The 23,970-nt window shown below is 42.2% G+C and carries 21 protein-coding genes and 1 riboswitch; of the genes, 17 read left to right on the forward strand and 4 right to left on the reverse strand.

What is annotated here, in order from left to right; all coding sequences use genetic code 11:
* Nucleotides 1–62: 62 nt before the first annotated feature.
* The 5 genes from smpB to CHA01nite_RS04220 all read left to right on the forward strand — a co-directional run bounded on the left by smpB (nucleotide 63) and on the right by CHA01nite_RS04220 (nucleotide 4,771).
* Nucleotides 63–521 carry an SsrA-binding protein SmpB gene (smpB, locus tag CHA01nite_RS04200; protein WP_146939961.1) on the forward strand — a complete coding sequence of 153 codons (459 nt, stop codon included), beginning with the start codon at nucleotides 63–65 and terminating at the stop codon, nucleotides 519–521.
* Nucleotides 522–598: 77 nt separating this feature from the next.
* Nucleotides 599–2,086 carry an OmpA family protein gene (locus CHA01nite_RS04205; protein WP_146939962.1) on the forward strand — a complete coding sequence of 496 codons (1,488 nt, stop codon included), beginning with the start codon at nucleotides 599–601 and terminating at the stop codon, nucleotides 2,084–2,086.
* A 94-nt stretch (nucleotides 2,087–2,180) separates the two neighbouring features.
* Nucleotides 2,181–2,921, forward strand: coding sequence for a YebC/PmpR family DNA-binding transcriptional regulator (locus CHA01nite_RS04210; protein WP_146939963.1), 741 nt, complete (start codon nucleotides 2,181–2,183; stop codon nucleotides 2,919–2,921).
* Between the two features lie 57 nt (nucleotides 2,922–2,978).
* On the forward strand, nucleotides 2,979–3,803 hold the full coding sequence (locus CHA01nite_RS04215) for a UDP-2,3-diacylglucosamine diphosphatase (protein ID WP_146939964.1): 825 nt from the start codon (nucleotides 2,979–2,981) through the stop codon (nucleotides 3,801–3,803).
* Entirely contained in the window at nucleotides 3,800–4,771 is a 972-nt protein-coding gene (locus CHA01nite_RS04220; RefSeq protein ID WP_146939965.1) for a glycosyltransferase family protein, read from the forward strand. Before CHA01nite_RS04215 ends, CHA01nite_RS04220 begins: the two co-directional genes overlap by 4 nt.
* On the opposite strand, the gene CHA01nite_RS04225 is transcribed toward CHA01nite_RS04220, so the two are convergent.
* Together CHA01nite_RS04225 and CHA01nite_RS04230 are read right to left on the reverse strand one after the other, a co-directional pair.
* Nucleotides 4,760–5,050: a GNAT family N-acetyltransferase gene (locus tag CHA01nite_RS04225; protein ID WP_146939966.1), complete on the reverse strand. Its 291-nt coding sequence runs from the start codon at nucleotides 5,048–5,050 to the stop codon at nucleotides 4,760–4,762. The two genes, CHA01nite_RS04220 and CHA01nite_RS04225, sit on opposite strands and share 12 nt — an antisense overlap.
* A 230-nt stretch (nucleotides 5,051–5,280) precedes the next feature.
* Nucleotides 5,281–6,030: an RDD family protein gene (locus CHA01nite_RS04230; RefSeq protein WP_146939967.1), complete on the reverse strand. Its 750-nt coding sequence runs from the start codon at nucleotides 6,028–6,030 to the stop codon at nucleotides 5,281–5,283.
* Nucleotides 6,031–6,057: 27 nt separating this feature from the next.
* Here CHA01nite_RS04230 and CHA01nite_RS04235 point away from each other — a divergent pair, with 27 nt between their 5' ends.
* From CHA01nite_RS04235 to CHA01nite_RS04265, 7 genes are all read left to right on the forward strand, one after another.
* Entirely contained in the window at nucleotides 6,058–7,041 is a 984-nt protein-coding gene (locus CHA01nite_RS04235) for a stage II sporulation protein M (RefSeq protein ID WP_146939968.1), read from the forward strand.
* Entirely contained in the window at nucleotides 7,028–7,987 is a 960-nt protein-coding gene (locus tag CHA01nite_RS04240) for a DUF4013 domain-containing protein (RefSeq protein WP_228458334.1), read from the forward strand. Before CHA01nite_RS04235 ends, CHA01nite_RS04240 begins: the two co-directional genes overlap by 14 nt.
* Complete coding sequence (locus CHA01nite_RS04245) at nucleotides 7,980–8,780, forward strand: DUF4129 domain-containing protein (protein WP_146939970.1); 801 nt, start codon at nucleotides 7,980–7,982, stop codon at nucleotides 8,778–8,780. Before CHA01nite_RS04240 ends, CHA01nite_RS04245 begins: the two co-directional genes overlap by 8 nt.
* 12 nt (nucleotides 8,781–8,792) lie before the next feature.
* The gene (locus CHA01nite_RS04250) at nucleotides 8,793–9,953 is read left to right on the forward strand and encodes a DUF4350 family protein (protein WP_146939971.1); all 1,161 of its coding nucleotides are present in this window, start codon (nucleotides 8,793–8,795) and stop codon (nucleotides 9,951–9,953) included.
* Between the two features lie 161 nt (nucleotides 9,954–10,114).
* Nucleotides 10,115–11,146 (forward strand): AAA family ATPase, encoded by a 1,032-nt coding sequence (locus CHA01nite_RS04255; protein WP_373869016.1) that lies wholly within the window; start codon nucleotides 10,115–10,117, stop codon nucleotides 11,144–11,146.
* Between the two features lie 42 nt (nucleotides 11,147–11,188).
* On the forward strand, nucleotides 11,189–12,511 hold the full coding sequence (locus CHA01nite_RS04260; RefSeq protein ID WP_146939972.1) for a DUF58 domain-containing protein: 1,323 nt from the start codon (nucleotides 11,189–11,191) through the stop codon (nucleotides 12,509–12,511).
* A gap of 48 nt (nucleotides 12,512–12,559) precedes the next feature.
* Nucleotides 12,560–12,985, forward strand: coding sequence for an OsmC family protein (locus tag CHA01nite_RS04265; protein ID WP_146939973.1), 426 nt, complete (start codon nucleotides 12,560–12,562; stop codon nucleotides 12,983–12,985).
* Between the two features lie 75 nt (nucleotides 12,986–13,060).
* On the opposite strand, the gene CHA01nite_RS04270 is transcribed toward CHA01nite_RS04265, so the two are convergent.
* Complete coding sequence (locus CHA01nite_RS04270) at nucleotides 13,061–14,749, reverse strand: T9SS type A sorting domain-containing protein (RefSeq protein ID WP_146939974.1); 1,689 nt, start codon at nucleotides 14,747–14,749, stop codon at nucleotides 13,061–13,063.
* Between the two features lie 234 nt (nucleotides 14,750–14,983).
* Nucleotides 14,984–17,596, reverse strand: a complete 2,613-nt coding sequence (locus CHA01nite_RS04275; RefSeq protein ID WP_146939975.1) for an MGH1-like glycoside hydrolase domain-containing protein — start codon at nucleotides 17,594–17,596, stop codon at nucleotides 14,984–14,986.
* 187 nt (nucleotides 17,597–17,783) lie between these two features.
* Nucleotides 17,784–17,892: riboswitch (SAM riboswitch) on the forward strand.
* Between the two features lie 58 nt (nucleotides 17,893–17,950).
* On the opposite strand from CHA01nite_RS04275, the gene CHA01nite_RS04280 reads away from it, so the two are divergent.
* From CHA01nite_RS04280 to CHA01nite_RS04300, 5 genes are all read left to right on the forward strand, one after another.
* Nucleotides 17,951–18,889 carry an alpha/beta fold hydrolase gene (locus CHA01nite_RS04280; RefSeq protein WP_146939976.1) on the forward strand — a complete coding sequence of 313 codons (939 nt, stop codon included), beginning with the start codon at nucleotides 17,951–17,953 and terminating at the stop codon, nucleotides 18,887–18,889.
* Nucleotide 18,890: 1 nt separating this feature from the next.
* Entirely contained in the window at nucleotides 18,891–20,432 is a 1,542-nt protein-coding gene (locus CHA01nite_RS04285) for an ACT domain-containing protein (protein WP_146939977.1), read from the forward strand.
* A gap of 118 nt (nucleotides 20,433–20,550) precedes the next feature.
* Nucleotides 20,551–21,711: an O-succinylhomoserine sulfhydrylase gene (locus CHA01nite_RS04290; protein WP_146939978.1), complete on the forward strand. Its 1,161-nt coding sequence runs from the start codon at nucleotides 20,551–20,553 to the stop codon at nucleotides 21,709–21,711.
* 65 nt (nucleotides 21,712–21,776) lie between these two features.
* Nucleotides 21,777–22,787, forward strand: coding sequence for a homocysteine S-methyltransferase family protein (locus CHA01nite_RS04295; protein ID WP_146939979.1), 1,011 nt, complete (start codon nucleotides 21,777–21,779; stop codon nucleotides 22,785–22,787).
* A gap of 86 nt (nucleotides 22,788–22,873) precedes the next feature.
* A complete protein-coding gene (locus CHA01nite_RS04300) occupies nucleotides 22,874–23,965 on the forward strand; it encodes a fatty acid desaturase family protein (protein WP_146939980.1) in 1,092 nt (363 codons plus the stop codon).
* Nucleotides 23,966–23,970: the final 5 nt, after the last annotated feature.

Raw genomic sequence — 23,970 nt, forward strand, 5'->3', positions numbered from 1 at the left:
TTTGTAAGGATTGGCAAAAAAAATGCATTCTTTCTGCATTTATCATAATACAACAACTTAAAATGAAGATTGAAAAGACAGTAAATATATTTAACAAAAGAGCAAGATTCGAATACGAAATCCTTGAAGAATATGAAGCGGGGATGGTCTTGACAGGCACGGAAATCAAATCGCTGCGTTCGTCGAAAGCCTCTATCACGGAATCGTTCTGTCAGTTTATTGATGGGGAATTATACATTATCAACATGACGATTGATGAATATAAATTGGGAACTTTTTATAACCACAAAACAAAAAGGGAACGGAAATTGCTCTTGCACAAAAAAGAAATACAAAAACTTGAAAAAAAGTTAAAGGATGCAGGCAATACAATCATTCCTTTAAAATTATACATTAACGACAGGGGTAAAGCAAAGGTCCTGATTGCGCTTGGTAGAGGTAAAAAACTCTTTGATAAAAGGGAAAGCATAAAAGATAGAGAAAATAAACGAAACCTCGACAGAATATTAAAGAAAAGTTAAAAATCAGCGTGAAAACTTTGTATATAAAGAAAAATTATATTTATTTTGCATTATCAATTATTTAATCATTTAATTCTATGAAAAATCTAAAATTAGGAATTTCAGCATTGGCACTTACTGTTGCTTCTACTGTGTTCGCTCAGACTACCAACAATCCGTGGTTGATCGGGGTTGGTGCTCATGCGGAAAATCACCTTGCACAGGGAAGTAATTTCAGTAATACATTCTCTGCTAGAAACTTGACAAAAACAATGTTCAATGTGAACAATTTCTCTATTACTCCACCATTGTCAAAACTTACCGTAGCTAGGAACATCGGTAAAGGTTTGGTTATCGACTGGCAGACTACCGTTGGTAACGTGGAAAATAAGAGATTTAACATGGGTAAAGAGTTCATGTTGATGACAGGTCTTGGTTTCCAGGCTAAAGCTGCAGGGCTTATCTGGAACGAAGAATCTTGGTTCGATCCATATTTGAGAGTTGGTGCTAACTACCTGAGACACGATTACACTTCACTTACATTCCCAAGAATGGATGCTAACGGTGTAATGGTGAGCAATGGAGATAACGGTAACGAAAACGGTAAAGCTAACTTCTTCGCTGTAGCAGCAGGTGCTGGTGTTAACTTCTGGTTAACGAAGAACTTCGGTTTAGGAGTACAGGGAGATTACGTAGCAACTCCTGGAGATAAATCAAACGTTGCTAATTTCTGGCAAGCTTCTGCCTCTCTTAACTTCAGATTTGGTAACAGAGACAGAGATAAGGATGGTATCTTAGATAAAGACGATTTATGTCCTGATACACCAGGTTTACCGGAATTCCAGGGATGTCCTGATACTGACGGTGACGGTGTTCCAGATAAAGACGACCAATGTCCAGATGTGGCAGGTCCGGTTGAAAACAACGGATGCCCTTGGCCAGATACAGACGGTGACGGTGTAATCGATAAAGATGACGCTTGTCCTACCGTTGCAGGTCCTGCAGAAAACAACGGATGTCCTTGGCCAGATACAGACGGTGACGGAATCCTTGATAAAGACGATGCTTGTCCTACCGTACCAGGTCTTCCTGAATACAACGGATGTCCTAAGCCTAAGAAAGTAACGGCTGAGGAATTAGAGAAAAAATTCGGAAGCGTATTCTTTGATTTCAACAAAGCGACAATCAAAGCTGAATCTAAAACAGCTTTAGATGAGGCTGCAGAGTTAATTAAGAAAGATCAAGGTAATTACCTATTAGAAGGTAGAACCGATGCTAAAGGATCTGAGGCTTACAACCTGAAATTATCCAGAGAAAGAGCTGCTGCAGTAGTTGCTGCTTTGGATGCAAGAGGTGTAGATGCCAATGCACTTAAATCTATCGGTGTAGGTAAAGCGAAAGCTACTGTACCTGCTACAGCTTCTGATGCTGAAAGACAGGTAGACAGAAAAGTAGTGGTAACGGCTATCGAAGATGCGGCTCAGTGGAATGCTCTTAAAAAGAGAGATTACGATGATCCGACTCCGGTAAAAGTGAAAAAAGCTCCGGCTAAGAAAAAAGCTCCGGCTAAAAAAAGAAGAAAATAATTAATTTTTTCTGAATATAAATACCTCCAGTGTTCTGGGGGTATTTTTTTTTCGTTGACTTTTAATTAATTTTGTTGAAAATTAAAAATTTAAAATGGGAAGAGCATTTGAATATAGAAAAGCTTCTAAAATGGCCCGATGGGATAAGATGGCCAAAACTTTCTCCAAAATAGGTAAAGATATCGCACTGGCTGTAAAAGCCGGCGGAACAGACCCTGAATCCAATCCTGCATTGCGGAGATGTATTCAGAATGCGAAAGGAGCCAATATGCCGAAAGACAATGTAGAAAGAGCCATCAAAAAAGCAAGCGGTGCCGATGCGGAAAACTATGAAGAAATTACATACGAAGGCTATGGCCAGGGCGGTGTTGCGTTTTTCGTGGAATGTACAACGAATAATACGACCAGAACGGTAGCCAACGTAAGAGCCATTTTCAATAAGTTTGACGGTAACCTTGGGAAAAACGGTGAACTGGCTTTTATCTTCGACAGAAAAGGAATCTTTACCATTGAATTAGCACAAATCAAAATGGACTGGGATGATTTCGAAATGGAGATGATAGACGGCGGTGCGGAAGATGTAGAGAAAGACGAAGACGAAGTTATGATTACAACGGCTTTCGAGGATTTCGGTTCTTTATCCCACAAACTGGATGATTTGGGAATTGAAGCCAAAAGTGCGGAATTACAGAGGATTCCCAACAACACCAAAGAGGTAAACGAAGAGCAGTTCAAAGCAAATATGAAAATGCTGGAACGTTTTGAGGACGATGATGATGTGCAGAACGTGTACCACAACATGGAAATCACGGAAGCGCTGATGGAAACGATATAAAAAATAATATAGCATTCATATACAGTTAATTTTCAAGTAGTTTCTTTGCATAAAACTATGAAAAGAAACGTTGAATTGGTGGTGATATCGGATGTTCATTTGGGAACTTATGGATGTAAGGCTAAAGAATTACTGAGGTATCTGAACTCTGTTCAGCCTAAAACTTTGGTGCTGAACGGGGATATCATTGATGTCTGGCAATTCAAAAAGTCTTACTTCCCTAAACCCCACCTGAAAGTGATCCGCAAGATCCTTTCCCTGGCTACAAAAAATACCGATGTGTACTACATCACCGGAAATCACGACGAGATGTTCCGTAAATTTACCGACTTCGAGCTGGGTAAGCTGAAAGTCTGCAACAAAATCTGCCTGAATATCAACGACAAAAAAACCTGGATCTTCCACGGCGACGTATTTGATGCGTCTGTACAGCATTCCAAATGGATTGCCAAACTGGGAGGTAAGGGATACGATCTCCTGATTGTTATCAATAACGTAGTCAACTGGTTTCTGGAAAAGATGGGGCGGGAAAAATACTCCTTTTCAAAAAAAATCAAAAACAATGTAAAAAAGGCGGTGAAATACATCGGGGATTTCGAACTCACCGCTTCCGAACTGGCGATCGATAACCATTATGATTACGTAGTCTGTGGCCATATCCATCAGCCGCAGATCCGCGAAGTCGTTAATAAAAAAGGGTCATGTGTCTATATGAATTCAGGAGACTGGATTGAAAATTTATCGGCATTGGAATACCATGACAATGAATGGAGAATTTTTTATTATGACGAACACAAACATTTGCTGAAGGATGATGTCGAGGAAATTAAGGAAATCGACAACACGGAGCTTTTAAAAATCGTAACCAGTTTTACCAAATGAAAATCCTGTATGCTTTCCAGGGAACCGGCAACGGCCATGTGGCGCGTGCACAGGAAATTGTTCCTATTCTAAAGAAATATGCTGCCGTTGATACCTTAATCAGCGGTCATCAGTCGCAGTTGAAGGCAGATTTTGACATTAATTTTCAATATAGGGGAGTTTCCCTGCTTTATAATAAGACAGGCGGTTTATCCTATCGCAAAACATTTACTAATAACAGTTTCACCGAAGCTATAAAGGACATGCGGGAAATTGAGCTTTCAAAGTACGATCTGATCATTAACGATTACGAACCGCTGACCGGCTGGGCATGCCAACTGAAAAAACTGCCGATGATCGAATTGAGCCATCAGGCATCAATGCTTTTTAAAGAAACCCCCAAACCTGAAAAAAAGGATTTTTTAGGAAATCTTATTCTGAAATATTATGTTCCTGGTGAACGGAGAATCGGTTTTCATTTCGAAAATTATCATCCGCAGATTAAAAAGCCGGTCATCAGAAGGAAAATCAGGAACCTTTATCCTGAAAAGAAAGGATTTTATCTGGTTTACCTGCCGAGCTTTTCAGATGAAAATATCATAAAAGTCCTCAAGCAGATTCCTGTAGAATGGAAGATCTTCTCCAAATATTCACGCCTGCAATTCAGGAAAAATAACATTGAGGTTTTTCCGATTGATGAGCTGCAATACCTTAATGCTTTTGAAAACTGTGAAGGAATCCTGTGTAACGCAGGTTTTGAAAGTCCTGCCGAAGCTTTGTTTATGGATAAAAAGCTATTTGTTATTCCTATTCACAATCAGTATGAACAGGAGTGCAACGCCTGTGCCCTCGATAGAATGGGAATACCGAATTCGAAAGTTCTGGATCCTGAAGAAATAAGGAACTGGGTAAGTGCTGATCAGCACCTTAAAGTCGATTATCCAGATGATATCGAGGAGATACTGGTGAATGAAGTTTTAACGCTCTAGGAATACATCTTCTACGTCACTCATCCTTCTCATCACCGCTCTTGCATAAGAGCAGTGCGGATATACTTTCCAGTTGTTTTCACGGGCAAATTTAATGGCTTCTTCCACCAGGTATTTTCCCATGCCCCGTCCTTCAAACTCCCGATGTACTAAAACAAAAGAGATAACCAGCCTGCCATCCTCCGGAAAGATCGTATACGTCAGTCTTCCTACTTCCTTAGTTTCATTATTCAAAGTAATAACTCCGCCGTTTCCTGATTTATTATTCTCGAATTTCATAATCCAATTTTAATCTGGAAGTACAAAAACCACACCGTGCAGCCTAAGTCAACAGCAAATAGTCAATGGTGAATAGTGAATCAGCTTCACTGTCTATTTTAAATCTTTCAATAAACGTTTTAGATGATACCGGAAAATAATATTCAGTTTAAAATGAAAAAGACAGTAAAATTTTAAGGACGATAATACATTCACCACTCCTTTGCAAGGCAAAATTAACCATTCAATGCCTAACTGTCTTTTCCCGTATAATAATTATAATCCTTGATCACGACTCCGATAAACTGTCTTTCCGTCATTTTCGTGGCGTCCACGTCAATCTTCAGGATGCTTTTTATCTTGTCGGAAAGCCTGCTGATGACCTGCCGGTCGTCTACACGGATCGCTTTTAAGTAATTGTCCTTGATGATCCTCATATCATTATCGCTCAAAGCAATCACCTGTGGAAAAGTAGGAAGGTAATCCCCTTTGATATTTTCTAAAATTGTATGCGAAATATTAATGCTGTTTTTCAGGGAAATCACTGCTGTGCCGGCAGCAATATCTCCCAATCGCTGATTGTTTTTGGAAACGATCATGGCAATGAGGCCTACAACGCCCATAAACGTCGTATCGATAATCCGGAATATCCAGCGGATCATATAATCGCCGAATCCCGCCTGGTACCCATCGATTTTCACTACCCTGATTTTCATTATTTTCTTACCCGGTGTCTGGCCTTCCATCAGGATTTCCAGTACCAGGGGATAAACAAATGCGGGAAAAAGAAGAGTCAGGTAGATGGCACGCATAGACCACGGATCTAGACCGTTCAGCAGGCTGCCCAAATCCAGAATATTGAAAAAAATGTAAAAAATAAGAATGCCGTATACCACCTTGATCAGGAAGTCCAGAATAAATGCAATCATCCGGTCTCCGACACTGGCGGTATTGAAATTAATATTTACATTTTGTGAGGTATTGATGGCGATTTGAGACATATTTTTTATTATTTTAGCCTTACAATTATGAGAGAAGTTTATTTCATTAAACAAAATAAAGAAAAATGGTTGGGAATCGAACAGGTTATCCAGGGGAAAATTAAAAAAAATCCCGATGACCTTTCTTCGCTGTACATCAACCTGGTGAATGACCTTTCTTTTGCACAGACTTATTATCCAAAAAGCAATACCACTGTTTACCTTAACCACCTTTCGGCCGGGATTTTCCAGAAGATCTATAAAACCAAAAGGGTAGAGCAGAACAGGCTGGTGTATTTCTTTAAGACCGAGGTTCCTCTGCTGGTCTATCACTACCGCCGGTATTTAGGATATGCTTTTCTTTTTTTTATATTATTTACCTTGATCGGCGTCCTCTCGGCGGTTTATGATAAGGATTTCACGAAAATCATTCTCGGGGAAGACTATGTGAATCAGACCATCGAAAATATCAAGAGCGGAAATGCCGTAGGGGTTTACCAGAGCGGTTCAACCTGGGGAAGCACCATCGGAATTATTTTCAATAACATTCTAGTAGGGGCAAAGCTGTATATTTATGGCGTAACCGGAGGGATCGGGACCTTATATGCTTTGCTTTCCAACAGTGTGATGCTGGGCTCCTTTCAGTATTTCTTCTATGATTACGGAGCTCTGAAAGATAGTGCCCGGGGAATCTGGCTTCATGGTGTATTCGAGATTTTTTCCATGGTCGTGGAAGCCATGTGCGGCCTGATCTTAGGTGCATCCATCTTATTTCCGAGAACGTATTCCCGTTTCAGCTCTTTTAAGAACGGCTTCCGGGATTCATTTAAAATATTTTTAAGCACGGTCCCCTTTACCATCTGTGCAGGCATCATCGAAGGGTATGTGACGCGGCACGCACTGACTATGCCTTTCTTTATGAATTTAATCATCATCTTCGGCTCGCTGGTGGTGATCGGATTTTATTATTTCGTCTATCCGGCCATGGTCAATAAAAAAAACAATAATCAGATTCATCATGGAATTCTATAAAAAAAGAGATTTCGGAAGTTTTATCAGCGACAGCTTTACGTTTTTCAAACTGTATGGGAAGAACTATTTTAAAAATTTTATTCTTCTGAACGGACTGCTGCTGATCCTGATGGTCATCGTTGTGGTATTGGGATTCAGGGAGTTTTTCGGTGCTGTCTTCGGATCCAATATCAGCGGGCAGAGCTATTACCTGGAACGGTATTTTTCCGATAATCTGGGAATGTTTGCCGGTTTGGGAATCTTTTTGTTTATCCTTTCAACAGCTTTAATGACGATCAATCTTCTTTTTCCTGTCTTTTACATGAAAAGGATTGCAGAAGGAAAAACCCTCATCAAAACAGATGATATTTTAAGTGATTTTAAAACCCATATCAGAAAAGTCCTGATTCTTTATCTTGGATTAACACTGTTGGTAATGCCTGCTGCTACAGTGCTTTTCGGGATTACGTACATTCTGGTCTTCCTTATTATAGGCCTGGCTTTACTGCTTTTTGTAATTCCTAACCTGTTTAATACCGTAACATTTCTCTGCTACGATTATTTTAACGGAAACAGGGGCTTTTTCGAAAGCCTGAGCTATGCCATCCGTTCACAGTTTTCATATCCGAACGGGCGGGAAAGCTCACCGTACTGGAAGTACTGGGGCGCTACCCTGATTATGGGGCTGCTGTTCTACATCGTAAGCAGTATTTTTACAGCCGTTCCGATGATTATTTACATGATAAAACTGGGAACCTCTGCTCCGGACGGAAATTTTGAGCAGAATCCCCTGGGAGGAGATTTTGCCATTGTATTTTTCTTTATTTACGGCATCTCGACATTGTTTTCCACCTTACTGATGAACATGATGTACATCAATTCAGGACTGATGTACTATGACAGCCGTACGGACCTTCACCAGAAAATGGAACTTGCAGAAATAGAAACCATCGGGAATAATGAATAAGCTGATTTTTCTCTTACTGATTTTTTTTACCGCTGAATATTTCTCTGCTCAGACGGAAAATGACCCGCCTCCTCCGGTATCGGAAGTATATGTAGATTCTATGGATACCGGGCATTACCGGAATATGTACCGTGCCGATTCTGTCCTGCAGAAAAATCCGGTCAGCGAAAATACCGTTTACCCCAAAAACTTTAAGCCCAATATCCCGTCACGGTATAAAGAAAAAGATTTTGATTATACCACGGTAAAGCCGCGGATGTCCTTCTGGGAAAAATTAATGAATAAGATCGGCAGATTGCTGGACCGCATTTTCGGGAAAACCATTTTCACGCGAACAGGAAACATTGCCGGTGTGCTGATCCGTTTTTTTGCTATTTTGCTGGTCGGTTTCCTGCTGTATTTCATCATTAAATATTTAATTGCCAACGGCGGAATTTCATTTTTCGGAAAGAAAAACCGGAAGCTGGAGATCAGGGAGGAAGACTTGCATGAAAACATTCATGAGATCAACTTCCCGGAAAGCATCCTGAAGTTTGAAAAGTCAGGCGATTTCCGTTCGGCGGTACGGTACCAGTTTCTGTATATCCTGAAAAAACTGAGCGATAAAAAGCTCATTGCCTGGAATCCCGAAAAAACCAATAAGGATTATCTGGCGGAGCTGAAGGCACCCCAGCTGAAAAATCAGTTTTACGACCTTGCCTATATCTTCGATTATGTCTGGTACGGAGAATTTACCATCAATGAAGCGGATTACCTGAAATTCCGAAACCAATACCAGTCATTTAAACCGTAATTAAACCTGATCATGAACAAAACTTTCAAAATATATGCTGTAATCTTCATCGTGGTGATGATTATTCTGGCGTTGTTCGAGGTTAATAAAACGGAAAGCACAGACTGGCGTAAAAATTTTAAAACCGATCAGAAATCACCGTTCGGGATTTTTATCTTTAACCATGAGGTCAAGGATCTTTTTAAAAATAAACTAACAAAAAGTGACCAGACGCCTTACGACTATTACAATCAGAACGAAACGAAAAAAGCGCACAATATTCTTATCATTGAGCATGAGGTGGATGGCGAATCCTGGAATAAAGTTTTCGATGAGGTAGCCAAAGGTTCGGACGCTATGCTGATCGTCAGTGATATTCCGAAAGAAGTTTCCGACAGCATCGGATATTACGACTCCAAAATCTCGTTTGAGGAAGAAAATATATTGAAGCTTACGGATAAAAAATACCGGAACGATTTTATCCGGCTCGATAAATTTCCATCCGGGAGAGGATTCACCTTCATCAGGCCGGGAGCGGAAGTACTGGGGAAGACCGTTGAAAAGAACAACACCGACCAGGCGAATTTCATCAGGGTAAATTATGGGAAGGGCCATTTCTACGTACATTGTGAACCGCTTTTTATCACCAATTATTATCTGTTGAAAAAAGGCAGCACAAAATATGCGCAGGATGTTTTTTCTTATCTTGATGACAGGGAAACAATATGGTTTGACGAAAGCAACACGGTGGAATCGCATTTTTTTATGAGATTCATCCTTTCAAATCCTGCCCTGAAATATGCGTGGTGGCTCCTGTTGGGCGGACTGCTCCTTTTTATTTTCTTCAATGCCAAAAGGAAACAGCGCATCGTTCCGGTAGTGGAACCGCTGAAAAATACTTCAGTGGATTTTGTAAAGAGCATTGGGAATTTGTATTTACAGGAAGGCGATTTTCACGATATGATGGCTAAAAAAGCCCAGTATTTCCTGAATAAAGTAAGAATGGATCTTCTGATTGACACCCAGAACCTGGACGCGGAATTTGCGAAAAAGCTTCACCTGAAAACCGGCAAGCCCATGGAAACGATTGATGAAGCCATCGTCCTGATCAGGAAAGCGCAGGATCCGTATGCGCAGGTAATGAAAGAAGACCTTAGCAGAATGAATAAACTGCTGGATGAAATAATTAGATAAGAACGGAATTAATAATGTAATAATGTAACAACGTAGCCATGTAACAGTATAAAAATAAAACAAACATAACAATATAAAATTCTAATCATGTCATCATTAACGATTTTGATAATTGGTAAACTGGTACATTGATAAATTGTTACATTGAAAAAATAATAAATATGGAAAACTTAGATAACCCGAATCCGGAGCCTCAAAGCTTCATTAATCTTGATAAAAAAGAAGATCAGTTTCAGTCGCGGATTGATATGATCGAACTTCGTACGAGCCTTGAAAAAGTAAAATCCGAAATTGCGAAAGTGATTGTCGGGCAGGAAAGTATGATTGAACATCTTTTGGCTGCACTCTTGTCTAATGGTCACGTCCTGATCGAAGGGGTACCGGGAGTCGCCAAAACCATTACGGCAAAGCTGTTGGCCAAGACCATCGATGTGGGGTTCAGCAGGATTCAGTTTACGCCGGATCTGATGCCTTCCGATATTTTGGGTACTTCTGTTTTCAGCGTGAAAAATTCGGAGTTTGAATTTAAAAAAGGGCCGATTTTCTCCAATTTTATCCTGATTGATGAGATCAACAGGTCGCCGGCCAAAACCCAGGCTGCCCTGTTTGAAGTTATGGAGGAAAGGCAGATCACCATGGACGGAACCCGGTATATTATGGAAGAACCTTTCCTGGTCGTTGCTACCCAAAACCCGATCGAGCACGAGGGAACCTACAGGCTTCCGGAGGCCCAGCTGGACCGTTTTTTATTCAAGATCAATGTCGGCTATCCGAACCTTGACCAGGAAATTGCCATCATCAGAAACCAGCACGAAAGCAAACAGGAAGATAAGACCGATGTAGTCCGGAAAGTCATTACCGCTCAGCAGCTGAAGAATTACCAGCATCTGGTTAAAGAAATCATTGTGGAAGCACAGCTGATGGAATATATTGCCAAAATTATCATCAACACCCGGGAAAACCAGTTCCTGTATCTGGGAGCTTCTCCGAGAGCGAGTCTGGCCCTGTTGACGGCTTCCAAGGCATTTGCCGCTTTAAGAGGAAGGGATTTCGTAACGCCGGAAGACATCAAGGAAGCCAGCTATGCCGTATTAAGGCACCGGGTTATCGTTTCGCCGGAGCGGGAAATGGAAGGCCTGACGGCCGATGAAATCATCAGACAGATTTTGGAAGGAATAGAAATTCCGAGATAGAAACCAGTAGAGGGCTTTCCTCTCAGATAAAGCATATAGTCAATGAAGAACTTATACCTCAATACACGCTTTTTCTTCGCACTCATCGCAGTGGGGATACTGTATGTTTTTGCCTTCTTTTTTCCGTGGATGATGATCGTTGCCCATATGGTTCTGCTGCTCTGTTTTCTGGCGGCAATGGTCGACGGGCTTCTCATCTTCAATCAAAAAAACGGAATTTCAGCCCAGAGAATCCTGCCTGAAAAACTGTCGAACGGCGATGAAAACCCGGTGAAAATCGATATCAGAAATAATTACGGATTTACGATCCATGCCAACGTCATTGATGAAATTCCGTTCCAGTTTCAGAAAAGGGATTTTTTAATCAAAAAGAAAATTGAAGCCGGAAAAAACAATTTTTTTCAGTATATCCTTGAGCCGAAGGAGAGAGGAGAATACAACTTCGGAAGCCTGAATATTTACGTTTCGTCGCCTCTGGGTTTGGTCTCTAAAAGGTTCAGCTTTCAGAAAGATGCGAATTTACCGGCTTATCCGTCATTTATCCATCTGAGGAAATATGAGCTGATGGCCTTGCAGAGCGAATTTCTTTTAGGGGGAATTAAAAGGATCAGAAAGCTCGGCCACACCATGGAATTTGAGCAGATCAAAGACTATGTGCCGGGCGATGATATCCGGACGATCAACTGGAAGGCGACGTCCAAAACAAACCGTCTGATGGTTAACCAGTTCCAGGATGAAAAATCCCAGCGTATTTTCATGCTGATTGATAAAGGACGAACCATGAAAATGCCGTTTAAAGGGTTAAGCCTGCTGGACTACTCAATCAATGCGGCGATGGCTTTGTCCCATATCATTCTTAAAAAAGGCGACCGTGCCGGGATGATGACCTTTTCCAAAAAAACGGAAAATAAAGTGGCTGCAGAAAACAAATCGGGACAGCTGAGGAAAATTTCGGAAGCCCTGTATAACATCAAAACGGATTTTTTTGAAAGCGATTTCAACAGGCTATACCAGGATGTGAAATATTCTCTGAACCAAAGAAGCCTGGTTTTGCTTTTTACCAATTTTGAAACCCTGGATGGCCTCAACCGCCAGCTCAAATATCTGCGCGGAATCGCAAAAAACCATTTGCTGGTCGTCATCTTTTTTAAAAACTCAGAACTGCAGACCCTTATTCATAAAAATCCTGAAAGCACCCAGGAAATCTACGATGAAATTATTGCTGAAAAATTTGAGTTTGAGAAAAAACTGATTATCCAGGAGCTCAGAAAATACGGGATCTACTCAGTGTATACCCTTCCCGAAAACCTGAATGTAGATGTCATTAATAAATACCTGGAGATCAAAGCCCGGGGGATTTTGTAAATTTGAATAAGCAATAAGCAATAAGCAATAAGCAATAAGCAATAAGCAATGAAAATAACACTCAACCGAATCAACGACGATTTTTTATTTGAATGTACCAATGCCCAGGGAAATTCCATTTTATTGGATAATACGACACAGCCTGGCGCAAAAGGAGTCTCCCCGATGGAAAGCGTATTGATGGCAGTCGCCGGATGCAGCGGAATCGATGTGGTAGCAATCCTGAAGAAGCAGCGTCAGGAAATTACGGGTTTTCAGGCTGAAGTGGAAGGTGAAAGAATTCCTGTGGAAGATGCAAAGCCTTTCAGGTCCATCAAGGTGAAATTTCTGCTGGAAGGAAACATCGATCCTAAAAAAGCGTACAAAGCGGCACAGCTGTCCTTCGAAAAGTACTGCTCGGTTTCCAAGACGCTGGAGCCGAATGTAGAAATTGGCTACGAAGTATTCGTGAACGGAACAATAGCAGAGAGCTGAAATTACCTTTACCAAAATCAAAACCCCGGTCAGAAACTATTCCGACCGGGGTTTTCGTATGAATGTGTAAACTATTTATTTTTTAATTGTTTTCATACTCTTTACCGAACCGTCTTTCATGGTTAAGGTCAGAATATACATTCCCGATTTTACTCCGCCCAGGAATAACTCAGAAGACGGATTGTCAATGGTTTTTACCACCACTCCCGAAGGATCGGTTATCACCGCTTTTTTCACGTTTTCCGCTTTCTCCAGATACAGGGTATCGGCAAATGGATTCGGATATGCGATTTTTTCATTTCCTTTGGCGCTTACTTCATTGGTTGCTAATGCGGAAACAGGCTGCAGCGTCACGGTTACCGTAAAAGTTCCGTTATCTACTTTGTTATAATTAGTTCCACATCCTGAACCTCCGTATTCTCTCCATGCTCTAATTTCAAAATTTACTGTTCCGGTAAGGTTATTCGCCAAAGTAAGTCCCGTTCTGTTATAAGAAAACGTTCCGCCGTTACTACCGGTTCCTGAAGATATGGAAGCTTCAGTATTACTATTATTCGTACAGGCCAGCAGACTTCGCTGTTCAGACATCCATCCGCCGCCCGCAGCAGTCATAGTATAAGAAACTGAAGTGTTCTGTACTTTATAACCTGCAGGGATAACAATACTTAATGCTCCTGGACATGAAGTTGCAGATGCTGTTGTAACACCGGAATCATCATATAAGGTACTGATGTCGCCTGCCGTATATGTAGCTGAAAGCTGTCCCGGTACAAACTGCTTCAGTCTCCAGAAACTTTGTGAAGAGCCGCCGCAGTTGGAGCGTACCCAGAAATAATACGTCTGTCCTGTGGTCAGGGAAGTTCCCAGATTTACCGAAGTTCCGGAAGGTACCGTGCCCGTAGGCGTTGTGGTCGCTGTAGGAGCAGTAGAAGAAGTGGTTAAGTAATATTGGTATCCTGAAGCCGGAGCACCGCTTGCCGGAGCGGTCCAGCTCAGGGTAGCACCGGTCATGGTGGTGGTTGCCATGATATTGTCAGGGGTTCCGCAAGGGTTGTAGGCATTGGCCGAGAACCCGAAGATATTAGGAATTCCTCCAGTTCCTGTTTTGGTTACGGTTACGCTCTTTACGCTTTTGGATTGGTTGGCAGCAGAGATGGCTAAAGGAAGTTGATACAGTCTCGGATTGGTTCCGGAACCGGACTCAAGATTGTCATTGGTCTTGTTGATCCTTCCGATTCCCTGGATCGCATAGCTGCTTCCTCCGTACCAGTCGGAAATAGCAATGCCGGTAAAGGTTTGTGTGGTATTGTCCGTAAAATTCACAGTCGCATCTACCGTACAGTCTCCGCTTCCACCGGTGGCCAGCATATACACCACACTTGCAGCAAGAGGGTTTGAAAACTGTAAAGTTCCGCTGTCATTGGCATTCTGCAGCCTTAAAGAGTTATTGGCGCTGTAAGATCCCATTTGATAAGTCAGTCCGGGAGTAGAGGTAACGGCAGAACTGATCATGCCATTAGTCGGAAGGCCATAGGTAAGTGCTGCACTGGTTGCCGTGAGTTTGAAATCCTGGGAAACAAATGCATAGTTTACGCCATCCACATCATTGGTGGTGGATGAAGCAGAAGGACCAACCCCATTGGCAATTACATCTGCATTAAACCCGCTTTGAACGGTAAAGGGTTGATAATCCTGTGCATACAGGCAATTCGTAAAAAGGCCGGCAGCCATCAGGCCGGCAGAAATGAGTAGTTTTCTTTTCATAAATTTTTTTATTTTTTATAGTGCTAATATAGGGAATTTGATGTTAAAAATTCAGTTGATGTCCCTGTTTTGTATTAAATTTTCTAAGAATGGGTGTGATATCTATTGAATTATTTATTTTAAATAGATTTTGGCTATGGAATCCTTATAATCAATTTGTATAAATAATATGATAAGTCCTTAAAAAAGCCTCCCGCAAACGGAAGGCTTCAGATATGGATTAAGATGTTTTATTTAGTTTTGTCTCGGCTTTAAAAGCTTGGCTACAGTAGCCGTCCAGCCGGTTTGGTGGGATGCGCCGACGCCCCGGCCGTTATCCCCATGAAAATATTCGAAGAAAGTGATATAATCTTTGAAGTTTTCATCGTAATTGAATTTGGCATTGCCACCATTGAAAGGCCTCTGGCCTACTTCATCTTTCAGAAAAATGGAGCAGAGTCTGTTGCTGACATCCTGAGCTACTTCATCAAGATTTTTCATTTCCCCGCTTCCGGTAGGTAATTCGACCTTCAAGCTGTTCCCGTAGTAAAAATGGAATCTTTGCAGGCTTTCCACGATCAGGAAATTGATAGGAAACCAGATCGGTCCCCTCCAGTTGCTGTTTCCGCCGAACATCCGGCTGTCGCTTTCCGCCGGGGTGTAATACACGACATTTTCTACGCCGTGCACCGAAAATTTAAACGGGTTTTCTTCGTAGACTTTCGACATGGCGCGGATTCCGTACCGGCTCAGGAATTCCTTTTCGTCCAGCATCCGTGATAAAACTTTGGTCAGCCGGGTCTTACGCAGAATGCTCATCAGGTGCTTCCGGCCATGGCCTTCCTCTTCCCAGTGGGAGACCAGTTTGGTAAGTTCCGGTTTGTTTTTCAGTACCCAGTCCATCCGCTCCACAAAATTCGGCATCTTATCGAGCAGGTGATGATCAATGATTTCCACGGCAAACATCGGAATCAGCCCGACAATACTCCTTAGGCGGAGCGATGCACTTTCGCCGTTACCCAGCTGGAGCACATCGTAGAAAAAGCCATCTTCTTCATTCCATAGTCCCTCGGTACCGTCACCCAGGTTTTCCATAGCTTCCGCAATATAAAGGTAATGCTCGAAAAATTTAATGGCCATATCTTCATACACCTGATAATACTGGGCAAGTTCCATGGCGATCCGCATCATATTCAGGGCGTACATTGCCATCCAGCTGGTACCGTCGGCCTGTTCCAGATGCTGGCCGTCCTTCAGGACCATATTCCGGTCAAAAGCCCCGATGTTATCAAGCCCAAGGAAGCCTCCTCCGAAGATATTCTTACCGTTCTTATCTTTCCGGTTTACCCACCATGTAAAATTCAGAAGCAGTTTCTGGAAAACTTTTTCCAGAAACAGAAGGTCGGGTTTGCCGTTCTGCTTCTCATCAATTTTGAAAACCCGGAAGCACGACCAGGCGTGTACCGGCGGATTGACATCGCTGAGGTTCCATTCATAGGCAGGCAGCTGCCCGTTAGGGTGCATATACCATTCTTTCGTCAACAGAAGAAGCTGTCCCTTTGCAAATTCCGCATCGATAAGGGCAAACGGTACACAATGGAAAGCAAGGTCCCAGGTAGCGTACCAGGGATACTCCCATTTGTCCGGCATCGAAATAATGTCTTTATTGTGAAGGTGATTCCACTCCGTATTTCTTACATAATGGTTGAAATCGCGTGGCGCCGCAAAATTGGGATCGCCTTTCAGCCATTTTCCTACATTGTAATGGTAAAACTGCTTATTCCAGAGAAGTCCTGCAAATGACTGGCGCTGTACATTTCTTTCGTCAGCATCTGTGATATCGCTCTGAATTTCATCATAAAATTCCCGGGCTTCAGCAATTCTGGTCTCAAAAATTTTATCAAAATCTTCAAAAGGCTCATCCAGATCATTAGGCGACAATCTGAAATCAAATACTTTTGAAGATCCGGCCGCAATGGTTTCATTAATCAGAAAAGAAGCTTTTGATCCTCTTTTTTCAGGATTTACCGTATTGCTCCCGTAAATAATATAGTCGTTGATTCCGTCTTTAAAATAGGTACTTCCCGGGTAAGGGGCTCCGTACAGTTTGGGATGATTGGTTTCGTTTTCGCAGAAAACACTTTCTGCACGCATGTTTCTCGAGTAGAATTTTTTGATCTCGATACTGTCATGGTTAATATTGATGCAGCCTTCATGCGAAGCGTTCGTCTGCCCTTTATAGGTATTGTAACCCCAGGTCCAGTTGTTCCTGAACCACACGGTCGGGGCCACCACGATCGGGGCATCGGCCTGGCTGCGGTTGCATACCGTAACACGGACTAAAAAATCATTATGGTCTGCCTTTGCATATTCAATAAAAATATCGAAATATTCATCCTTATCGAAAATTCCGGTATCGAAAATCTCATATTCCGGCTGCTTTTTGCTCCGTCTTGCATTTTCGGAGCGGATTTCATCATAAGGAAATTCATTGATGGGATATTTATACACCATTTTCATGTAACTGTGGGTCGGTGTGTTATCCAGGTAGTAAAAGATTTCCTTGATGTCTTCCCCATGATTGCCCTGGGGGTTGCTGAGGCCAAAGAAACGCTCTTTTACGATTTTATCTTTTTTGTTCCAGAAGGAGAGGGCGAAACAGAAAATCTGCTTGGCATCGGAGATTCCGGCAATACCCTCTTCACCCCACCGGTAGGCATAGCTTTCTGCATTGTTATGATTGGCGAAATTCCACGCATCGCCATTGGGACTGTAGTCTTCACGCACATTTCCCCACTGCCGGTTGCTTACATAAGGTCCCCAGTTTTTCCAGTTGCTGTCCTGTAATCTTTGTTTTTCTACAATCATGTTTTCAACAGTTTCCTTACGAAGTTAGCTTTTTTTGAAAAAAATTCCAACCCTTATCATTTAAATTATCTTTAATATTTCCCGGAGAGCCTTCTGTTGATGCGTCTTTGAATGTTAAATTAAATTTTTATAAAAATGTAAAAGAAAAGTTCTATCTTTGCACCATTCGTTCATTCAAATATTGAAAATGTTATCAAGAAAGGTTGAGGGATTAGACCCTGTGAAACCTTAGCAACCCTTTGCGCAAGCAATGAAGGTGCTACGTTCTACCAGAATTATTTTTGGACAGATAACTTACTGAAGTTCTTTTCAGCCATTTCCTGTGGCATTTTCAATGATATTAAAATAATAAAATTGAAAGCAGAACTTAAAACCATTCCTTTTTCGTACCGTACCGGTTCCGGTAAAGAATACCGCATTCCGTTGAGCTGTCAGCTCTTCGGAAAAGACCTGTTTTCTGCCCCAATCATTCTGGTGAACCATGCGCTGACGGGAAATTCGGAAGTTGCCGGCGAAAACGGATGGTGGAAAAGGTTAATCGGTGAAAACCAGGCGATCGATACGAACCGTTATACGGTATTGTGCTTTAATATCCCCGGAAACGGCTATGATGATTTTTTTATTGATGCATACGAAGATTTTACGGCGGCAGACATTGCCGGTATTTTCCTTAAAGGTCTTGAACTGTTAAATATTAAAAAGTTGCATGCACTTATCGGCGGTTCCCTGGGCGGCGGGATCGGCTGGGAAATGCTGGTTAAAAATCCTGTACTGTCTGAAATTTTCATTCCGATTGCCTGCGATTTCAGGACTCACGACTGGCTTCATGCCCAATGCCTGGTGCAGAAATTCTTGCTGAATCAGGAAGAGGAACCACTACAGAAAGCGCGAATCCACGCAATGCTGTGCTACCGGACTCCGGAATCACTGAATGAAAGATTCAGAAACAGATACAATGCCGAAAAGCACCGGCTGGAATCGGAAGACTGGTTGACCTATCATGGGGATGCATTAAACGAAAGATTTAGTTTAAAGTCCTACAAGCTGATGAACCATCTGCTGATGAATATTAATGCTGATGAAACAAAGCTAAAAGATATAACGTCCGGAATACACCTGATCTCGGTAGACACCGATCTCTTCTTTCCGGCTTCGGAGATGCGGATGTGCTACCGGAAGCTGAAAGAAAATAAAAAGAGGGTTTTCTGTCACGAAATACAGTCAATTCACGGGCATGATGCCTTTTTAATGGAATACGAACAATTGAATACGATCATAAAAAACATTTTGTAAGATGAAGAATAACGAAAACGAAATAAAATTTTTGAAAAACAGGTCCATCATCAAATTTGAAGGCGAAGATTTTTTGGGAGAAATCGGGATTGACGGACGGATTTTTAAAGCACTGACCCTGGCCCGGATCAGCGTTGGGGTGATTTCCCAGCAGGCCATTGAAAACGGACTTTCCATCCTGGTGCAGGAAAGCGATTCTGAAAAAGCGGTGAACTGCCTGATCGATGAATTCGAGGCCGAAAGAAAATCGGGGAAGGTATCCCAGATCTACAGCATCAATAATGTATCGGTCATTGGCTTTGTGGCTGAAGATTTCAATAAAGTGCTGGCTGAGCTGGCACGGAACAATGTTTTTCCATTGCTTCTGAACCAGATTGCAGCGGAAAAACGGGTGAATATTGTCGTTACCTCTTCGCAGGATGAAAAAGCAAAAAATATCATCGAATCTGAAATATCCAAGAAGCCGAAAACGGTCCATCTGGCCATCATCGGTCATGGAAACGTAGGCAAGACCCTGATACAGCAGGTCCTGGAGTCTTCGGAAGAAATCAGGAGACGGAAAAAAATTGATCTGAAAGTGGTAGCAGTGGCCAATTCAAAAAAAATGGCCTTCAATAAAAAAGGTTTCGACGATCGCTGGACCGATGAAGTGGAAACGGCAGAACATCCGTCAAATGTTCAGGAGCTGATCAGATTTTCAAAAGAAAACCAGCTGGAAAATTTAATCGTTGTCGATAACACTGCCAGCAAAGACTTTGTCCATAACTATCACGCCCTGGCAGAAAACGGTTTCGACCTGGTGTCATCAAACAAAATATTCAACACCCTTCCGATCGAAGAATACCGAAAACTAAGATATACGTTGAACAAAAACAACAGGCGCTATCTATACGAGACCAACGTAGGCGCCGGTTTACCTCTGATCGATACCATAAAGCTGCTGCATCTTTCAGGAGAAAATATCACCAGGATCAAAGGGGTTTTTTCAGGGACACTGAGCTATGTATTCAATAATTTTTCTTTACGGGACGAAAAATTTTCAGCCATCATCAATGAAGCATTGGAAAAAGGATATACCGAACCGGATCCGAGAGAAGACCTTTCCGGAAACGATGTAGCCAGAAAGCTGCTGATCCTGGCAAGGGAACTCGACCTTATTAACGAATTCAGTGACATCAAAATCCAGAATCTCGTTCCTGAGAGCCTGCTGGATATTTCAAAACCGGAATTCCTTTCCAGGCTGGACGAGCTGGATGAAGAATATCAGAAAATTAAAGAAAACCAGAAGCCGGGACATGTACTGAGATATGTCGGTGATCTTCACGGAGATTTGCAGAAAGATAAAGGCGAACTGGATGTGAACCTCATCTCTGTTCCTGCAGGTTCCGCTTTAGGCCAGCTGAAAGGCTCGGATTCCATCTTTGAAATTTATACCGAAAGCTACGGTGAAAACCCGATCGTGATCATGGGCGCCGGTGCAGGAGCCAAAGTAACCGCAAGAGGAGTCTTCGGAGATATTTTAAGAGTAAGTGAAACGAAATAATAATAATGTAACAATATAACCATGCAGCAGTTTACCGATGATTTAATTGTAGTGCCGGACTTTTCCTGGTATTCCATTGTTTCATTGATACACTGTTCCATTGGTAAATTTTATTTATATGGAAAATTTTGAAACCTTTGCCATAAGAACCCAGACGGAGAGAACCCAGTTTGATGAACATTCGACGCCGCTTTTCCTTACTTCAAGTTTTGTATTTGAGGATGCGGAAGATATGCGGGCAAGCTTTGCCGAAGAAAAGCCAAAGAATTTATACAGCCGTTTCTCCAACCCGAATGTAACGGAATTTACCGATAAAATAACCAAAATGGAAGGTGCGGAAGCCGGCTATGCTTTTGCTACGGGAATGGCTGCGATTTATTCCACTTTCGCAACCCTTCTGAATGCCGGTGACCATATCGTCAGCTGCCAGTCGGTTTTCGGTTCCACGCACACCTTATTCACCAAATATTTTCCGAAATGGAATATCGAAACCACCTATTTCAAGGCGGAAGATGCGGAAAACGTTGAAAACTACATTCAGCCGAATACCAAAATTTTATATCTGGAAACCCCTACCAATCCTGCGATTGAAGTACTGGACCTGGAATTTTTCGGACAGATTGCGAAAAAACACAATCTGATTTTTATTGTGGATAACTGTTTCGCAACACCTTATCTGCAGCAGCCCATCAAATACGGCGCAGACCTCGTGGTTCATTCTGCCACCAAGTTAATCGACGGTCAGGGCCGTGTTTTAGGAGGAGTAACGGTCGGCAGGGAGGACCTGATCCGTGAAATTTACCTTTTTGCAAGAAATACCGGACCGGCCATGTCGCCGTTCAATGCCTGGGTATTATCCAAAAGCTTGGAAACTTTGGCTGTCCGTGTTGAAAAACACTGCGAAAACGCCCTGAAGGTTGCTGAATTTTTAGAAGGTCATCCGAATGTGGAACTGGTAAAATACCCGTTCCTGAAATCCCATCCGGGTTATGAAACTGCTAAAAAACAGATGAAGCTCGGCGGAAACATCGTTGCCTTCGAAATCAAGGGCGGTATTGAAGGCGGAAGGAATTTTTTAAACAAAATTAAAATGTGTTCCCTCTCTGCGAATCTTGGAGACACGAGAACCATCGTTACGCATCCGGCTTCGACCACCCATTCCAAATTGACGGATGACGAAAGAAACGAGGTCGGCATTACCGCAGGATTGGTTCGCTGTTCAGTCGGTCTGGAACATGTGGATGATATCATTGCGGATCTGAAACAGGCGTTGGATTAACCCAATAAGAACAGTTTTTACCCCAATGCTTATGATAAAGCCCCTTCAGGGCAAAAAATAAAGAAATGAAAAATACACAACAACTATACAAGGCGCTATCAGAAAGAATTTTAATTCTCGACGGGGCCATGGGAACCATGCTTCAGCGGTATAAATTTGAAGAAGAAGACTACCGCGGCGAGCGTTTTAAAAACTGGGAACATCCGGTAAAAGGAAACAATGACCTGTTGTCTCTTACCCAGCCTCATGCGATTGAAGAGGTTCATAAAAAATACCTGGAAGCAGGAGCCGATATCATCGAGACCAATACCTTCTCGGGAACCACGATTGCGATGGCCGACTATCACATGGAAGATCTGGTGTATGATTTAAATTATGAATCGGCAAAAATCGCAAGGAAGGCCTGTGACGAATACACGGCTAAAAATCCTGACAAACCGAGATTTGTGGCCGGGTCCATCGGGCCTACCAACAGAACGGCAAGCTTAAGCCCGGACGTAAACGATCCCGGATACCGGGCGATTACCTTTGAAGAATTGAGAATAGCATACAAGCAGCAGTGTGAAGCATTGCTGGATGGCGGTTCTGATATTTTACTGGTAGAAACCATCTTCGATACGCTGAATGCCAAAGCAGCTTTATTTGCCATTGATGAAATCCAGGATGAAAGGGGCATTAAAATCCCGATCATGGTATCCGGAACCATTACCGACGCGTCCGGAAGAACTTTAAGCGGACAGACGGCAGAAGCCTTTCTGATTTCCGTGTCCCATCTGAACCTGCTGAGTGTAGGGTTTAATTGTGCGTTGGGAGCAAATCAGTTAACACCTTATCTGGAAACGCTGGCGCACAATTCGGAATTCCATGTTTCCGCTTACCCGAATGCGGGATTACCGAATGCTTTCGGGAAATATGACGAGACCCCGGAAGACATGGCCGGCCAGATCAGGGAATATGCTGAAAAGGGCCTGATCAACATCATTGGAGGCTGTTGCGGGACTACACCCGAGCACATCAGAGCAATCGCCGATCTGGTGGCAGGATATCCGCCGAGAAAAGTAAAAGAATTTGTTTGAGTTTAATTGATTTTTTGATGAATTGAGAAGCAGAAGGGAACAATTTTTACTGTTATATTTTATTCAGTTACACAAAATTAGATATAATGGAAAAACCTATTTACTTAAAAGATTCGGAAGATGCAAAATTGTTTAATGAACTAAGGAAGAAAGTGAACCGTAGAGTAGAAGCCATTCCTGAAAACCGCGATATTTATATTCAGATCAAAGCAGTCATTCTGCCTTTGGTCTATTTCGGTTTATATGTATTTGCCATTTTCAATGGGGATAAGCCATGGGCATATATTTCAGGTTTTGTGCTGATGGGAATTTCCTTGGTTCTGATTTATCTGAATCTCATTCATGAAGCGGCACACAATAATATTTTTAAAAGCAAAAGGCTCAACAGCATCGTGTTGCAGATTTTTGATTTTGTAGGCGCTAATTCTTACATCTGGAAAAAAAGGCATATTGCCAGCCACCATGCGTATCCCAATGTAGACGGCTGGGATACGGATATTGAGCAAAGCGGGTTGCTCCTGATCGTTCCGTGGATTAAAGCGAAAGGTATTCAGAAGTACCAGCACCGGTTTTTCTTCCTGGTTTATCCCTTGTACTTGTTCAATTGGATGTTTATCAGGGATTTCAGGGACTTCTTTGATAATGAAAGGGTAATCCTTAAAACCCAGGGTGCCATTCCGGTAAAAGAAAAAGTGAAAATGGTGGCTTATAAACTCTTTTATTTTTTCTACCAGATCGCCGTACCTGTACTGTTCTTTAAAGTTTCAATCGGATTGGCTTTAGGTGCCTGGTTTTTACAGGTGATTGCAGCCAGTATTTTTGCCCTGTTTGTGCTGTTGCCGCTGCATCCGCTTCCGGACAATGCTTTTCCGAAACTGGATGAGAAAAACGGACTGCCGTTCAGCTGGATCCGTCATCAGCTGGAGGTTACCAACGATTTAAAGGAAAACAACTGGTTCGTACGGAATGTGCTGGGAAATTTTAACTTTCATGTGGCTCATCACCTGTTCCCGAATTACAGTTACGCTTATTATAATGAAATTACCGAGGAGATCGAAGCATTTTCCAGAGAACATAACCTGGGGTATAAACGGTTTCCGATTTTTACGGCTTTGGGCAAGCATGTGGATTTGCTGAAGCAGAATGCGAACAACGCATACTACATTTTAGAAGAATAATAAAT

Source organism: Chryseobacterium hagamense (assembly GCF_007991455.1).
GTDB lineage: Bacteria > Bacteroidota > Bacteroidia > Flavobacteriales > Weeksellaceae > Chryseobacterium > Chryseobacterium hagamense.